The sequence below is a fragment of the Streptomyces gottesmaniae genome (genome assembly GCF_031845845.1).
Taxonomy (GTDB): domain Bacteria; phylum Actinomycetota; class Actinomycetes; order Streptomycetales; family Streptomycetaceae; genus Streptomyces; species Streptomyces akebiae.
This window is the reverse complement of sequence record NZ_JAVRFJ010000018.1, coordinates 170157-185683: the sequence shown is the minus strand read 5'-3', so window position 1 is coordinate 185683 and position 15527 is coordinate 170157. Positions and strand designations below refer to the sequence as shown.

Annotated in this window: 12 protein-coding genes and 1 pseudogene; 11 read left to right on the top strand and 2 right to left on the bottom strand. The window is 71.9% G+C overall.

All coding sequences use genetic code 11. The annotated features are described in order from the left end of the window. Positions 1 to 397: 397 nt before the first annotated feature. The 10 genes from crcB (RM704_RS21845) to RM704_RS21800 all read left to right on the top strand — a co-directional run bounded on the left by crcB (RM704_RS21845) (position 398) and on the right by RM704_RS21800 (position 11112). Entirely contained in the window at positions 398 to 922 is a 525-nt protein-coding gene (crcB, locus tag RM704_RS21845; protein WP_033526351.1) for a fluoride efflux transporter CrcB, read from the top strand. Then, positions 919 to 1293 (top strand): fluoride efflux transporter CrcB, encoded by a 375-nt coding sequence (crcB, locus tag RM704_RS21840; protein WP_033526350.1) that lies wholly within the window; start codon positions 919 to 921, stop codon positions 1291 to 1293. The genes crcB (RM704_RS21845) and crcB (RM704_RS21840) overlap by 4 nt, the downstream gene beginning before the upstream one ends. A 138-nt stretch (positions 1294 to 1431) precedes the next feature. Beyond that, the gene (locus RM704_RS21835) at positions 1432 to 2265 is read left to right on the top strand and encodes an undecaprenyl-diphosphate phosphatase (protein ID WP_033526349.1); all 834 of its coding nucleotides are present in this window, start codon (positions 1432 to 1434) and stop codon (positions 2263 to 2265) included. A gap of 121 nt (positions 2266 to 2386) precedes the next feature. Next, complete coding sequence (locus tag RM704_RS21830; protein WP_078937039.1) at positions 2387 to 3118, top strand: FadR/GntR family transcriptional regulator; 732 nt, start codon at positions 2387 to 2389, stop codon at positions 3116 to 3118. Then, on the top strand, positions 3115 to 4563 hold the full coding sequence (locus tag RM704_RS21825) for an amino acid permease (RefSeq protein ID WP_033526347.1): 1449 nt from the start codon (positions 3115 to 3117) through the stop codon (positions 4561 to 4563). The genes RM704_RS21830 and RM704_RS21825 overlap by 4 nt, the downstream gene beginning before the upstream one ends. Positions 4564 to 4571: 8 nt before the next feature. After that, complete coding sequence (locus RM704_RS21820) at positions 4572 to 5624, top strand: asparaginase (RefSeq protein ID WP_033526346.1); 1053 nt, start codon at positions 4572 to 4574, stop codon at positions 5622 to 5624. A 183-nt stretch (positions 5625 to 5807) separates the two neighbouring features. Continuing rightward, positions 5808 to 7220 carry an aspartate ammonia-lyase gene (gene aspA, locus RM704_RS21815; protein ID WP_033526345.1) on the top strand — a complete coding sequence of 471 codons (1413 nt, stop codon included), beginning with the start codon at positions 5808 to 5810 and terminating at the stop codon, positions 7218 to 7220. Then, positions 7220 to 8140, top strand: coding sequence for a glutaminase (locus tag RM704_RS21810; protein WP_033526344.1), 921 nt, complete (start codon positions 7220 to 7222; stop codon positions 8138 to 8140). Before aspA ends, RM704_RS21810 begins: the two co-directional genes overlap by 1 nt. A gap of 195 nt (positions 8141 to 8335) precedes the next feature. Next, positions 8336 to 9724 (top strand): polyprenol phosphomannose-dependent alpha 1,6 mannosyltransferase MptB, encoded by a 1389-nt coding sequence (mptB, locus tag RM704_RS21805; protein ID WP_033526387.1) that lies wholly within the window; start codon positions 8336 to 8338, stop codon positions 9722 to 9724. Next, entirely contained in the window at positions 9721 to 11112 is a 1392-nt protein-coding gene (locus RM704_RS21800; RefSeq protein ID WP_033526343.1) for a glycosyltransferase 87 family protein, read from the top strand. Before mptB ends, RM704_RS21800 begins: the two co-directional genes overlap by 4 nt. A gap of 38 nt (positions 11113 to 11150) precedes the next feature. Here the strand turns inward: RM704_RS21800 and RM704_RS21795 are convergent. Next, a pseudogene (locus tag RM704_RS21795) lies at positions 11151 to 12077 on the bottom strand (D-alanyl-D-alanine carboxypeptidase family protein); the annotation flags it as partial. An 80-nt stretch (positions 12078 to 12157) separates the two neighbouring features. After that, on the bottom strand, positions 12158 to 13318 hold the full coding sequence (gene rho / locus RM704_RS21790) for a transcription termination factor Rho (RefSeq protein WP_033526341.1): 1161 nt from the start codon (positions 13316 to 13318) through the stop codon (positions 12158 to 12160). Positions 13319 to 13701: 383 nt separating this feature from the next. Between rho and RM704_RS21785 the strand changes: the two genes are divergently transcribed. Further along, a complete protein-coding gene (locus RM704_RS21785) occupies positions 13702 to 15486 on the top strand; it encodes an alkaline phosphatase family protein (protein WP_033526340.1) in 1785 nt (594 codons plus the stop codon). Positions 15487 to 15527: the final 41 nt, after the last annotated feature.

The following is a 15527-nucleotide window of genomic DNA, read 5'->3' as shown; positions in this document are numbered from 1 at the left end:
AGCGCGGCGGCGGGGTGGGCCGGGCCCAGGACGGGGTCGGTGTCGGTGTCGGGGCGGGCATGACCGGGGCAGGGCCGAACCACGGCCACGACGGGGGCGTGGTTGAGGCTGGGCAGAGGCCGGCCGAGCAGCCCCGGGGCCGGTCGGAGGCGACGCCTGGCCGAGCGGCCACAGTGCTCAGGGCGTAGCCCAGCCGTGTCGGGTCCGACTCGGCACCGGCCGCGTGCGGCGGGGACGACGGCCGCGTTACGCTGTCGAGCAGCCGCGATCACAGTCGCGGCGCGGCGGTGGGGCCCGCCGTACCCGAACAGCGGCGACGACGCCGACAACGGTCCCTGCTTGCGACGGAGCACGCCCGGTGGACCTCCGGGCCCCGGCGAGTAGGAGACGCACACCCATGCCGCCCCCACACCCCGAGAGGCCCGAAGCCCTCCAGTCCCCCGACGCCCCCGTCGCCGACCCGCCCCGGCCCGCACCCTGGCACGGTCAGGCGCCCGTGGTCGGGGTCGTGGCCGTCGGTGGGGGTATCGGGGCCGCGGCCCGTTACGGCGCCGCCCTGCTCTGGCCCACCGGGACCACGGGTTTCCCCTGGACCACCTTCTGGGTCAACGTCGTCGGCTGCTTCGTGATCGGGCTCCTCATGGTCGTCGTCACCGAGGTGTGGACGGTCCACCGCCTGGTCCGCCCCTTCCTCGGCACCGGAGTCCTCGGCGGCTTCACCACCTTCTCCACCTACGCCGTCGACATCCAGCGCCTGATCGAGGAGGGCCACCCCACCACCGCCCTCGCCTACCTGGCCGCGACGCTCCTCGCCGCCCTCCTCGCCGTCCTCACGGCGGTCCGGCTGGCGACGACGGCGGCACATCGCGTACGGGGAACCGGCCCCACCGCCACGCGTGAGAAAGGTAAGAGGTCGTCGTGAACTGGTTGCTCGTCATCGTCGGCGCGATGGTCGGCGCGCCCCTGCGCTATCTCACCGACCGCGCGGTGCAGTCCCGCCACGACACGGCGTTCCCCTGGGGCACGTTCACCGTCAACGTCGCGGGCTCCTGCGTGCTGGGCTTCCTCACCGGTGCCGTCGCGGCCGGTGCCGTCGGCTCCCACCTGCACCTTCTCCTCGGCACCGGACTGTGCGGGGCGCTCACCACGTACTCGACCTTCTCCTACGAGACCCTGCGCCTGGCCCAGAGCGGCGACCGCTTCCACGCCACCGTGAACGCGGTCGCGAGTGTGACGGCGGGGCTGGGCGCGGCCTACGTGGGTCTGGCGGTGGCGCGGGCCCTGTGGTCCTGAGGGCGCGCCTTACCCGGCCGTAGTAGGACTGCCTCTCCCGGCGCGATCGCGGTCCACGTGGCGCGTGACTCGCGGCCGGTGGCTGGCTCCTCAGCCATGCCCCGTCAGCCATGCCCTCGCAGAGCAGAACTGGACCCCATGAGCACCATCAGCGTCGGTCAGGCAGTCGTCCTCGGAGCGGTCGAGGGGGTGACGGAGTTCCTCCCGGTGTCCTCCACCGGCCATCTGAAGATCGCCGAGGGGCTGATGGGGATCCAGGTGGACGACAAGGCGGTCGTCGGGTTCTCGGCGGTCATCCAGGTCGGCGCGATCGCCGCGGTCCTCGTGTACTTCCGTCACGATCTCGCGCGCATCGGGTCCGCCTGGTTCCGGGGGCTGTCCGACGCGGGGGAGCGGCAGGACCGCGACTACCGGTTCGCGTGGTGGGTGATCGCCGCGACGATCCCGATCGTCGTCGTGGGGCTGGCCGCCCGGTCGCTGATCGAGGGGCCGCTCGCCTCCCTGTGGGTGGTGGCCGGCTCCCTGATCGTCGGCAGCGGCGTGATGTGGGTCGCCGAACAGGTGGGCCGGCGCAGGCGCGCGGAGGAGGACACCCGGTTCCGGGACGCGATGCTCGTCGGCGGTTCGCAGATCCTCGCTTTGCTGTTCCCCGGTTTCTCCCGCTCCGGCGCCACCATGTCCACCGCGCTGCTGCTGGACCTCGACCGGGTCGCCGCCACCCGGCTCTCGTTCTTCCTCGGCATTCCCGCCCTCACCGGCGCCGGGCTCTACGAGCTGAAGGACGCCCTCGGCGCGGGGGTGGGCGCGGCCCCGCTGATCGCAGGCACCACCGTGTCGTTCGCGGTCGCGTACGCTTCGGTCGCCTGGCTGCTGAAGTTCGTGACCAGGCACTCCTTCCAGGTGTTCGTGTCGTACCGGATCGTGGTGGGCGTCCTGCTGTTCGGGTTGCTCGCCGCCGGTGGGCTCAGCTGACGAGGCCCACCCCCACGAGGCCGTCACACGGCGCACGGCTGATCCACCACCGCTCGTGACCTGGAAGATCGAATACGGGCCCCCTTGACAGCCCCCTCCGGTCACCCGCAGGATCACCCCCGTGAACCTGTCAGACAGCCAGACAGGTGGCTCGGCACCCCGGCGCGTCAGCGCCATGGAAGCGGTGCTCACCCACCTCCGCGACGCCATCGAGCGCGGCAAGTACGCCATCGGGGACAAGCTCCCCTCGGAGGCGGAGCTCTGCCGACAGCTCGAAGTGAGCCGTCCGGTCCTGCGCGAGGCGCTGCGCGCCCTCCAGGTGATGGGGCTGACCCAGTCCCGCACCGGCAAGGGCACCTTCGTGATCGCGAACGCCGTCGAGGACCCCACCTTCGGCGACTACGCGGCCAGCGACCTGCTGGAGGTGCGCCGCCACGTGGAGATCCCGGTCGCCGGATACGCGGCGGTGCGCCGTACCCCGGAGAACCTGGACCACCTGGCCCACCTGCTGGACCGGATGGAGCGGGAGACCGACACGACCGCCTGGGTCGCGATGGACACCCTCTTCCACCTGGCCGTGGCCGAAGCCGCCCAGAACCCGGTGTTCCGCCGGGTGATCGAGGAGATCCGGGACGCGCTGGCCCGCCAGTCGGCCTTCCTCAACGAGCTGGGCGGCCGGCGCGAGCAGTCCAACCGTGAGCACCGGGCCATCGTCGAGGCGCTGATCGACGGTTCCGAACACGACGCGGTGGAGGCGATGTCCCACCACCTCGACCGCGTCGAGACCACCCTCACCGACATCGTGCGTTCCCCACGCACGGAGAGTTCCACGGAAGGCGGACCCGAGGCGTGAGCGAGCAGTCCCTCGAGAAGGACGACGTAGGGGCCGGGCAGTCGCCGGCCCACGTCGACGCCGGAGACGCCGGCTACAGCAAGTCCCTGAAGTCCCGCCACGTCAACATGATCGCCATCGGCGGAGCGATCGGCACCGGCCTCTTCCTCGGCGCCGGCGGACGTCTCGTCGACGCGGGCCCGTCCCTCTTCATCGCCTACGCGGTCTGCGGAGTCTTCGCCTTCCTCGTCGTCCGCGCACTGGGCGAACTGGTGCTGTACCGGCCCTCCTCGGGCGCCTTCGTGTCCTACGCCCGGGAGTTCCTCGGCGAGAAGGGCGCGTACACGGCCGGCTGGATGTACTTCCTGAACTGGGCCACCACCGGAATCGCCGACATCACCGCGGTCGCCCTCTACACCCACTACTGGGGCATGTTCTCCGACATCCCCCAGTGGGTCATCGCGCTCATCGCGCTCGGGGTCGTCCTCGCCGTGAACCTGATCTCGGTGAAGATGTTCGGCGAACTGGAGTTCTGGTTCGCGATCATCAAGGTCGGCGCGCTCGTCACCTTCATGCTGATCGGCATCTTCCTGCTGGTCACCCAGCAGCCCGTCGACGGCCACACCCCCGGCCCGTCCCTGATCACCGACAACGGCGGCATCTTCCCCAACGGTCTGCTGCCCATGCTGCTGATCATCCAGGGTGTCGTCTTCGCCTACGCCTCCGTCGAACTGGTCGGCGTCGCGGCGGGCGAGACCGAGAACCCCGAGAAGATCATGCCGAAGGCGATCAACTCGATCATGTGGCGCGTCGGTCTGTTCTACGTCGGCTCCGTCCTGCTGCTGGCGATGCTGCTGCCCTGGTCCTCGTACAAGGCCGGCGAGAGCCCCTTCGTCACGGTGCTCTCCAACATCGGCGTCCCGGCGGCCGGCGGCATCATGAACCTGGTCGTGATGACCGCGGCCATGTCCTCGCTCAACTCGGGCCTGTACTCCACCGGCCGCATCCTGCGCTCCATGGCGATGGCGGGCTCCGCCCCGAAGTTCACCGGCGTGATGAGCCGCAACCAGGTCCCCTACGGCGGCATCCTGCTCACCAGTGGCATCTGCGTGCTGGGCGTCGGGCTCAACTTCGTGGTCCCGGCCGACGCGTTCGAGATCGTGCTCAACTTCGCCGCGATCGGCATCATCTGCACCTGGGGCATGATCATGATCTGTCACCTGGTGTTCTGGCAGAAGACCGAGAAGGGCGAGCTGACCCGGCCGAGCTACCGGCTGCCGGGCTCCCCGTGGACCGAACTGGTGACCCTGTTCTTCCTGGCGTCGGTCCTCGTCCTGATGTACGCGGACGGCGGCGCGGGCCGCACGACCGTGCTGTGCCTGCCCCTCATCGTGTTGGCGCTGATCGCGGGGTGGTTCGGCGTGCGTCGCCGGGTCGCCCAGCAGTCGGCCGGAGTGAAGAAGTGATTCACGCAGTGACGTACGACCCCACGACCACCGGCGCCGCGGCGATCCCTGCGGCTCCGGTGGCCGCGGCCCCCGCGATCCGGGAACCGCTCCACGCCCCCGTCGCCCACCTCGTACGCGGAGGTGTCATCGAGGGCATCCACCACGGCTCCGTCGTGGTGCTGGGAGCCGACGGGGAGGTGGAACTCCAACTCGGCGACATCGAGGCCGCGTTCTACCCCCGGTCGGCGCTCAAGCCGGTCCAGGCCGTGGCGATGCTGCGTGCCGGACTCCCCCTGGACGGCGAACTGCTGTCGCTGGCCGCCGCCAGCCACTCCGGCGAGGAACGCCACCTCGCCGGAGCCCGGCGGATCCTGGAGCTGGCCGGGGCCGCCGAGGACGATCTGCGCAACGTCACCGACATGCCGTACGACCCGGCCGTCCGGGACGCGTGGATACGCGAGGGAAGGCAGCCCTCCCGACTCGCGCAGAACTGCTCGGGCAAGCACGCGGCCATGCTCTACACGTGCAAACTCAACGGCTGGTCCCTGGACGACTACCTCGACCCGGCCCACCCGTTGCAGCAGGCCATCGCCGAGATCGTCGAGGACCTCACCGGGCAGGCCATCGCCCGGGTCACCGTCGACGGCTGCGGCGCCCCCCTGTTCTCCGTCTCCCTGCACGGCCTCGCCCGCGCCCTCGCCCGGATCACCACCGCCGCCGAGGGCACCCCCGAGTGCATGGTCGCGGACGCCATGCGCGCGCACGCCGAGATGGCCTCCGGCACCGGACGTGACGTCGCCGCACTGATGCGGGCGGTGCCCGGACTGCTCACCAAGGACGGCTTCGAGGGCGTCCAGGTCGCCGCGCTGCCCGACGGCCGGGCCGTCGCCGTGAAGATCTCCGACGGTGCCGACCGGGCCCGGGTCCCCGTCACCGCCGCGGCCCTGGCCCGCGTCGGCGTCGACCCGGCCGCCCTCGCCCCGTTCGCGGGCGCCCCGCTGCTCGGCGGCGGCCACGTCGTCGGACACATCCGACCGGCCAGGGCGCTCGACCCGCTCGCGGAGGCCACGGACGGCTGAAGCCGCTCGCGGCCCACTCGTTCGGCCTCGGGGTCAGCCCATGGATCCGACGGAGATCTGAACCCCTGGCCCCCGCGATCTCGTCTCCCTTCGAACCGCCCTCCGACGGCGCGACCCCTCAGGGGCCGCGCCCGAGGAAGGCGGCCACCCGCACCCGCCTCAAAGAAGAGGACCCGTACCACCATGACCGCCGCAGCGACCCGCAGCGAACACGATCTGCTCGGAGACCGTGACGTCCCCGCCGACGCGTACTGGGGCGTCCACACCCTGCGCGCCACGGAGAACTTCCCGATCACGGGCACCCCGATCTCCGCCTACCCCCATCTGGTCGACGCCCTGGCCGCCGTCAAGGAGGCCGCCGCCCGTGCCAACGAGGAACTCGGCCTGCTCGCCCCCGAGAAGGCCGCCGCGATCATCGAGGCCTGCCGGGAGATCCGCGAGGGCAAGCTGCACGACCAGTTCGTCGTCGACGTGATCCAGGGCGGAGCCGGCACCTCCACCAACATGAACGCCAACGAGGTGATCGCCAACCGCGCGCTGGAGCTGCTGGGCCACGCCAAGGGCCAGTACGCGCACCTGCACCCCAACGAGGACGTCAACCTCGGCCAGTCCACCAACGACGTCTACCCCACCGCCGTCAAGATCGCCACGGTCTTCGCGGTCCACGGCCTGCTCAAGGCGATGGCCGTCCTCCAGGACTCCTTCGCCCGCAAGGCCGTCGAGTTCCGCGAGGTGCTCAAGATGGGCCGTACACAGTTGCAGGACGCGGTGCCGATGACGCTGGGCCAGGAGTTCTCCGCGTTCGCCGTCATGATCGACGAGGACCGCAGCCGCCTCGACGAGGCCGTCGAGCTGATCCACGAGATCAACCTCGGCGCCACCGCCATCGGCACCGGCCTCAACGCACCGGCGGGCTACGCCGAGTCGGCGCGCCGCCACCTCGCCGAGATCACGGGGCTGCCGCTGGTCACGGCCGCGAACCTGGTCGAGGCCACCCAGGACTGCGGCGCGTTCGTGCAGATGTCGGGCGTCCTCAAGCGCATCGCCGTCAAGCTCTCCAAGAGCTGCAACGACCTGCGGCTGCTGTCCTCCGGGCCGCGCGCCGGCCTCAACGAGATCAACCTGCCACCGGTGCAGGCCGGTTCGTCCATCATGCCCGGCAAGGTCAACCCGGTGATCCCCGAGGTCGTCAACCAGGTCGCCTTCGAGGTCATCGGCAACGACGTCACCATCACCATGGCCGCCGAGGCGGGACAGCTCCAGCTCAACGCCTTCGAACCGATCATCCTGCACTCCCTCTCGGAGTCCCTCACCCACCTGCGCGCGGCCTGCCTCACCCTCGCCGAGCGCTGCGTGGACGGCATCACCGCCAACACCGATCAGCTCCGGGCGAGCGTGGAGAACTCCATCGGCCTGGTCACCGCCCTCAACCCGCACATCGGTTACACCGCGGCCACCGACATCGCCAAGGAGGCACTCGCCACCGGCCGGGGCGTGGCAGAACTCGTCCAGGAGAAGGGCCTGTTGCCCGCCGAACGGCTCCGGGAACTGCTGCGGCCCGAGGTCCTCGCGGGCAGCGGCGCCCAGCCGGCTTGATGGATTCCCCCGACTTCCGGGCGATCCTGGAACGCATCGCCGAGGAGATCGAACGGACCCCGGGCAGCGGCCGGCCCGCCGACTACATCCCCGCGCTCGCGGCCCGCGACCCGCGCCACTTCGGCATGGCCGTCGCGGAGCCGGACGGCACGGTGTACGGCGTGGGGGACTGGCGCGAGCCGTTCTCCACGCAGTCCATCACCAAGGTCTTCACCCTCGCGCTCGATCTGGCGCGCGAGGGTGACGCCCTCTGGGAACACGTGGGCCGCGAGCCCTCAGGCAATCCCTTCAACTCCCTGGTCCAGCTGGAGTACGAGAACGGCATCCCGCGCAACCCGTTCATCAACGCGGGCGCCCTCGTCGTCACCGACCGTCTGCACACCCGGACCGGTGACGCGGCGGGCACGCTGCTGTCCTTCCTCCGCACGGAGAGCGGCAACCCCGGCCTGGACTTCGACCCGCAGATCGCCGCCTCCGAGTCCGCCCACGGCGACCGCAACGCCGCCCTCGCCCACTTCATGGCGTCGTACGGCAACATCGACAACCCCGTACCGGTCCTCCTCGACCAGTACTTCCGCCAGTGCTCCCTCACCGCCTCCTGCGCCGACCTCGCCCTCGCCACCACCTTCCTGGCCCGGCACGGCCTGCGCGCCGACGGCACCCGCCTGCTGACCGGCAGCCAGGCGAAACAGGTCAACGCGGTGATGCTCACCTGCGGCACGTACGACGCCGCCGGTGAATTCGCGTACCGCGTGGGCCTGCCCGGCAAGAGCGGCGTGGGCGGCGGCATCATCGCGGTCGTGCCCGGCCGTTGCACGCTCTGTGTGTGGAGCCCGGGGCTGGACGAGCGGGGCAACTCGGTGGCCGGAGTGGCGGCCCTGGACCGGTTCACGACCCTGACAGGGCTGTCGATCTTCTGACCCGCTCCCCGTACAGGGAACCCGCTCCCCGTACTGGGAACCCGCTCCCGGAACCGGGCCCGCCACCACCGGCACCGAACCCGCCGCCCCGCCCGAGGCGGCGGGTTCGCTCATGGTCACGCCCCCGTACCCGCCCGGAGGGCGCGACGTCGCTTCCACGCCACCCGGCGTTGACAGCCTGACCGAGTGTTGGCCATCGCTTTTCCCGTCGACCTGCGCCGCTGCCAGGCACTAGGCCTGGCCGGATCCGCCTTTCTCGCCCTGGGAGGTGAAACCGCCGGAGCCCTGCCCGTGCGGGATCTGCTCTCGCCGACCTCGGGGCGCGGCGCCCTGGGGCTCGTCGGCGTCTACTTCGGCATCGTCCTCCTGACGGCCGCCTGGGCGCTGCTGGGCAAGGTGATACGCGGCCCGGAACCACCGACTCCCCGCGCCCTGCTGCCCGTTCTGGCTCTCTGGGCGGCACCGCTGCTGCTCGCGCCCCCGTTGTTCAGCCGGGACGTCTACAGCTACCTCGCCCAGGGCGCCATGGTCGACGCGCACATGGACGTCCACCTGCACGGCCCCGCCCGGCTCGGCGGACCGCTCGCCGACGAGGTGGCCCCGATGTGGCGGCACACCGCGACACCGTACGGCCCGGTCTTCCTCGCCCTGGCCTCCGCGCTGTCCGCCCTGACCGAGGGCCGGACACCGGCCGGGCTCATCGGGATGCGACTGATCGCCCTGCTCGGCGTGGCGCTGATGGCCGTGGCGCTGCCCCGCCTCGCCCGGCTCAGCGGAGCCGATCCGGCGGTCGCCCTCTGGCTCGGAGCGCTCAACCCGCTCGTCCTCCTGCACCTGGTGGCAGGGGCCCACAACGACGCGATGATGCTGGGTCTGCTGGGCGTCGGGCTGGTGCTCGCGCGGGGCCGCTGGTACCTCGTCGGCGTCGTCCTGGTCACGCTCGCCGCGCTGGTGAAGGCGCCCGCCGCGCTCGGGCTGGTGGCGGTGGTGGTGCTGCGCGGCCGTACGGGACGGGTCCGGACGGCGGCGGGGACCCTGGCCGTCGCCGTCGTCACCACGGCCGCCGCCACCGCCCTGGCCGGCACGGGATACGGCTGGATCTCCGCGCTGCGCACACCCGTGTCCCCGCAGAACTGGGCACCCACCACCGTCCTCGGCCACGCCACCGGCACCCTGCTGCACGACCTCGGCAGCGACCTGGCCCCCCTCGCGCTCCCGGCCTGGCGTGCCGCCGGACTGCTGCTGACCCTCGCCGTCGTCGGCCACATCTGGTTCCGGCTGCGACCCGGCCCCGTCTACGCGCTCGGCCTCAGCCTGGCCGCCGTGGCCGCGCTGGGCCCGGCGATCCGTCCCTGGTACGCCCTGTGGGGCCTGTTCCTCATCGCCGCCGCCGCCCGGGACGTCTCCGTGCAGCGCCGGGCCACGGCCGTCAGCGGGGTGCTCGCGCTCGCCGTCCTGCCGAGCGGGAACCCGGCGGACACCGAGCAGATCGTCCTCGCCGTATGCGGGGGAGTGCTCGCGGTGGTCGTGCTGTGGCAGGCCGAACAGGTCTTCCGGGCGCCGGTCCTGGAGCGCACGGCATGAGCGAACCACGCCCGAGGCGGCTCCGGCCACGCACCGAACGGGCCCGCGTCCTCGTCGTCCTCGGGGCGGCCGTCGCCGTCACCGTCTTCACCGCGACCGTCCCGCTGCTGCGCGACTTCTTCGACCTGCGCGTCTACCACGGCACGATCGACACCTGGGTCCACCACGACGGCCGTGTCTACGACTATCTGGTGCCGGGCACGACCTACGGCTTCACCTATCCGCCGTTCGCGGCCGTCGTCATGCTGCCGATGGCGCTGGTCGGACTGCGCACCGCGATCGTGCTGTGCCTGGGGCTGAACCTGGCGGCGCTCGCGGCCGTCCTGTACGTCCTCGCCGGGTCGTCGGCGCGCCGTCACGGCTGGTTCGGTGTCTCCCTCGCACTCTGCGCCCTGGCGTTGTTCGAACCGTTGCGGGACACCTTCAGCTTCGGGCAGGTCAACCTGTTGCTGCTGGCCCTGGTCCTCGCCGACGCCCGGCTGCTGGCCACGGGCCGGGGCCGCCTGGCGGGGGTGGGCATCGGTCTGGCGGCGGCGGTCAAGCTGACGCCCGCGATCTTCATCGGACTGCTGCTGCTCGCCCGGCGGTGGCGCGCCGCCGGGCTCGCGACCGCCGTCGCCGCGGCCGCCACCGCGGCGGCGGCCTGGATCGCCCCGGCCGCCTCGCGCTTCTACTGGACCGAGGCGCTGTGGGACACCAGCCGTGTCGGCCGCCTCGACTACGTCTCCAACCAGTCGTTGCAGGGCGTCCTGGCCCGGCTCGTGGCCCCGCACGAACCGAGCCGTGTCCTCTGGGCGTCGCTGGTGCTCGTGGTGCTGTGCGTGTGGGTGCGGCGGACCCGGTCGGCGGTGCGCGCCGACGACTGGATCGCCGCCTTCGCCCTGACCGGGCTGACCGGCTGTCTGGTCAGCCCGATCACCTGGGTGCACCATCTGGTGTGGCTGCTGCCGTCCTTCGCCGTCCTGCTGCGGCACCGGCGGCTGCTGCCGCTCACGGCGGCGCTGTACGGGGTGCTGTGCAGCAGCGTCGTCTGGCTGTGGTTCGACGGCGCGTCCGGCGTCGACGGCTTCGTCGGTGCCAACACCTATGTGTGGATCACGCTCGGTCTGCTGCTGTGGCTGCCGGTCGGTCAGCCCCGGGTGGACCGGCCGTGCCTGAGCCGCAGCACAAGGGCCACGGCCGCCGCGCCCACTCCGGCCGCGCCCGTGACCGCGCCCACCACCGGCCAGCCGGGGACGGCCGACCCGGCACCCTCCGCGCGGACCTCGGCCGACGCGGGGCCGGCCTCAGGTGCCGCCGCCGGGCGCGGGGGAAGGAGCGAGCCCACGGCGTCCACGCGCCCGGCGGCACCGAACCCCCAGTCCAACAGGGAGCGCGCCTCCTCGTAGACGGCGAAGCCACCACCCGACTCGGGACGCATCACCGTCACGACGAGGGTGCGCCCGCCCCGTTTCGCGGCCGCGATCAACGTGTTGCCCGCGTTGGTGGTGTAGCCGTTCTTGACGCCGATCAGCCCGGGGTAGCGCTCGACCCCGGCGCCGGTGAGCAGTCGGTTGGTGTTCTGGATGCCGTACGACCAGCCGCCCGCGGGGAACTTCGCGCTGGCGGTGGCGCAGTACCCGGCGAACTCCGCGTTGCGCAGCCCGGCCCGCCCGAACACCGCCAGGTCGTAGGCGGACGACACCTGACCGGGCGCGTCGTAGCCGTCGGGGGAGACGACGTGGGTGTCGCGGGCGCCCAGGGCGCGGGCCTTGTCCCGCATCTGCTCGGCGGTGGCCTTCCAGCCGCCGTTGAGGTGGGCCAGGACGCGGACGGCGTCGTTGCCCGAGCTGAGGAAGACCCCGCGCCACAGGTCGGCGACGGTGTACGTGCGGTTCTCCTTGATGCCGACCAGGCTGCTCCCGGCGCCGATGCCCGACAGTTCCTCGCGCTTCACGGTGTGTCTCAGGCCCGCCGGGAGGCCCGGCAGCACGGTGAGCGCGAACAGCGTCTTCAGCGTGCTCGCGGGCGGCAGTCTGCGGTGCGCGTCGTGCGCGGCGAGCACCGCGCCGCTGTCGGCGTCGGCCACCAGCCACGACACCGCGGACACGTCCTGCGGCACCTCGGGCGCCCCGGCCCGGGGCCGTACCGGTGTCCCCTGCCCGTACAGGGACGGTGACCCCTGCGCGGCCTTGGCGTCCTGCGTGCCCGTCCCGGACCGGGGGCCGGCGGCTTCCGGGTCGGTCGCGACGGCCAGGGCCCCGAGCGCGCAGACGGCGGTGCAGCACACGGCGAGGCGGGCCGCACGGGCAGCGCGGGCGCCACGGGGGGCGCGAGCAGCACGGGAAGCGCGGGAGCGGAATCCGATGGTCATACCGCAAACGTAGGAAGGGGCGAGCCGTAGTCCGGGATGCCCGGGCCGAGCGCACGGATCGAGCACCCGGATGCCGCATGTCAGGCTGTCGGCAGCGTGGGGCGCACCTGTCGCAGGAAGGTCGCGTTGTCCGGCGTGGCGCGCATGCGCTCCAGCAGCGTCTCCAGGTTCGTCTGCCCCTCGTGCGACCGCAGGGCCCGCCGCAGACCGCGCACGGCCGCCAACTCGCCTGCCGAAAAAAGGAGTTCCTCGCGGCGGGTGCCGGAGGAGGTGATGTCCACGGCCGGGAAGACCCGCCGGTCGGCGAGGGCGCGGTCCAGGCGGAGTTCCATGTTGCCGGTGCCCTTGAGCTCCTCGAAGAAGAAGCCGTCGGCGCGGGACCCGGTCTCCACGAGGGCGGTGGCCAGGATGGTGAGGGAGCCGGCCTCCTCGGTCAGCCGGGCTGCGCCGAACAGCCGCTTGGGGCCCTGCAGCGCGGCGGCGTCGACCCCGCCGCTGAGGGTGCGGCCACCGGCGGCGGCCGCGTTGTTGTGGGCCCGGCACAGCCGGGTCAGGGAGTCCAGGAGGATCACGACGTCCTCGCCCTGTTCGACGAGCCGCTTGGCGCGCTCCACGACGAGTTCGGCGAGCGCGACGTGCTGCTTGGGGGACCGGTCGAACGTCGAGGCGTACACCTCGCCCCGTACGGAGCGCCGCATGTCGGTCACCTCCTCGGGCCGTTCGTCGAGGAGGACCACCATCAGGCGGGCCTCTGGGTGGTTGGCGGCGATCGCGGCCGCCGTCTGCTGCAACAGGACGGTCTTGCCGGTCTTGGGCGGGGCCACGATCAGCCCGCGCTGTCCCTTGCCGAGGGGTGCGACGAGGTCGACCAGACGGCCCGTCAGCCCGCTCGCCGGGTGTTCCAGCCGCAGGCGCTCGCGGGGATGCAGCGGGGTGAGGTCGTGGAAGTGTGGGCGGCCGCGCAGCTCTTGAGGCGTACGGCCGTTGACCCGCTCGACCTCGGTGAGGGCGCGCCGACCGTCGTACACGCCCTCGACGGTGTCGCCCTTGCGCAGGCCGTACCGGCGGATCAGCGCGGCGGAGACCTGGGGGTCGGAGGGGGTGGGCAGGCAGCCCTCGACGCGCAGGTGGCCGTGTCCGCCCTGCGCGCCCTGTCCGCCGCGTGCGGTCTCCAGGACGCCGGTGACCCGGACCGGAGGCCGAGGCTGAGTGGAAGTGCGTTCGAGTGTGGTGCTGGTCATGAAGGAGGGTCCTTTCGAGGACGTGGGAAAACGCGTGGGAAGCGAGGGGGAGGGCACACACCCGGAGTTCGGCTGAGCCGTGCACGGCCGCGTTTCGAGAGGCGGCCCGTGTGTCGCGGGTGGTTGCGGTGAAGCCGACGGCCGGTCGGGTGTCGACGGGCGGTTCGGCGAGAGAGATCTCAGGAGCTGAGCTGAGCTGAGAGAGAGCGGCACCGGCGCCCAATGAGGGGCGATACACATGTGCCGAGTTCAGCGTACCACCACCGGCGGCCGATTGTGCGGAGTCCTTACCGACGGCTTACCCCTGGGCGTTGAACCGATCTCGGGGAGCCCCCGTACAGATGGGGGCACCGCCAGCGGTCTTCGCACGGAAGGAACGTCGCGTGTCGCTCTTCACGCGCTCCAGCCCATCACCCGACACGGACGGGACCAGCCGGCCGTCGGATCAGGACACACCGGCGAAGACCGTCGAACCCGTGCGCCGGTGGCGCGGGTACCGGACGGCGTTCCGCAGGAAGTACCCCGTCGCGGCGCGGAACGTGTCGTGGGGCGTCACGGCGCTGGCCGCCGCCCTGGTGTTCTTCGCGCTGCTGATGCCCGGCAAGATCGAGTACTTCGAGGCGCGGCAGTTCCTGCGCATACCGGTGGAACCCATCCTCGCCGCCGCCCTGATGCTGGTGCTGCCGCGACGGCCGAGACTGGTCGCCGCGGTCGTCGTCGGGGTCGGCCTGGCCGCGCTGGTCGTCGTGAAGGCGCTCGACATCGGCTTCAACCAATTCCTCGGCCGGGGCTTCAACGTCGTCCTCGACTGGGGCCTGCTGGACGACGCCGAGTCCTACGTCCAGGACACGCTGGGCCCGACGGGCGCGACGGCCGCCGTGGTCGGTCTCGTGGTCCTGGTGCTGACGCTGTTCGTCGTCATGGCACTGGCGGTCGTACGGCTCGTCGAGCTCCTGGTCCGCGACCGGGATCGGGCGACCCGGGGCACGATCGTCGCCGGTACCGCGTGGATCACCTGCGCGGCGCTCGGCCTGACACCGATCGAGGACACGGCGGTCGCCTCCAGGAGCACCATCGGGTTCGTGCAGGACCGATGGGGCCGGGTCCAGGAGACCCTGCGCGACGAGGCCGCCTTCGCCGAGGAGGCCAAGAAGGATGCCTTCGCCGATGTGCCCGCCGACCGGCTGCTGACCGGACTGCGTGGCAAGGACGTCATGATCACCTTCATCGAGAGCTACGGCCGCGCGGCCCTGGAGGACCCGGCCATCGCACCGGGCGTCGACGCGGCCCTCGACGAGGAGGGCGAGGCCCTGACCGAGGCCGGATTCGCGGCGAAGAGTGGCTGGTTGACCTCCGCGACGTACGGCGGCAGCAGCTGGCTCGGCCACTCCACGTTCCTGACGGGCCTGTGGATCGACAACCAGAGCCGCTACCGCACGGTCACCGCCGGCGAACGCCTCACGCTGCCCGGCGCGTTCCACAAGAGCGGCGCCTGGCGGACGGTCGGCATCGTGCCCGGGGTGCAGAAGAACTGGCCGGAAGGCGACTTCTACGGCCTCGACAAGGTCTACGACTCCCGCGATCTCGGCTACCGGGGACCGAAGTTCAGCTGGTCGACCATGCCCGACCAGTACGCCCTCACCGCGTTCGAGCGCCTGGAGGCCGCCAAGAAGGGCGACAAGCCGCTGATGTCGGAGATCATCCTGACCTCCAGCCACCAGCCCTGGGCACCGCTGCCGGAGATGGTCGGCTGGGACGAGGTCGGCGACGGCTCCGTCTACCGGGACATCGAGAAGGCCGGCAAGGACCCCGCCGACGTGTTCACCGACCCCGTCGAGGTGAAGGAGGAGTACGGCAAGTCCGTGCAGTACTCGCTGCACAGCCTCCTGCAGTACGTGGAGAGGTACGGCGACGAGAACACCGTCCTGGTCTTCCTCGGCGACCACCAGCCCATGGCGAGCGTCAGCGGCAACGGCGCGAGCCACGACGTACCGGTCACCGTCGTGGCCCACGACCCCGAGGTCCTCGACCGGATCGACGACTGGGGCTGGTCCGACGGCCTGCGCCCCGGCGACGACGCCCCGGTCTGGCGCATGGACACCTTCCGCGACCGTTTCCTGACGGCGTACGGCGAGGAGCCGAAGGCGGCCGGCCCGCCCGCGCCGTAGAAGGCCGTAGCAGGACGACGTCGGCGCGGGCACCCGTGTCG

What these genes read in the sequence shown, in the direction of transcription:
- crcB (WP_033526351.1), top strand. Translation starts at nt 398, where the DNA reads ATGCCGCCCCCACACCCCGAGAGGCCCGAAGCCCTCCAGTCCCCCGAC.
- RM704_RS21835 (WP_033526349.1), top strand. Translation starts at nt 1,432, where the DNA reads ATGAGCACCATCAGCGTCGGTCAGGCAGTCGTCCTCGGAGCGGTCGAG.
- aspA (WP_033526345.1), top strand. Translation starts at nt 5,808, where the DNA reads ATGACCGCCGCAGCGACCCGCAGCGAACACGATCTGCTCGGAGACCGT.
- RM704_RS21810 (WP_033526344.1), top strand. Translation starts at nt 7,220, where the DNA reads ATGGATTCCCCCGACTTCCGGGCGATCCTGGAACGCATCGCCGAGGAG.
- RM704_RS21800 (WP_033526343.1), top strand. Translation starts at nt 9,721, where the DNA reads ATGAGCGAACCACGCCCGAGGCGGCTCCGGCCACGCACCGAACGGGCC.
- rho (WP_033526341.1), bottom strand. Translation starts at nt 13,318, where the DNA reads ATGACCAGCACCACACTCGAACGCACTTCCACTCAGCCTCGGCCTCCG.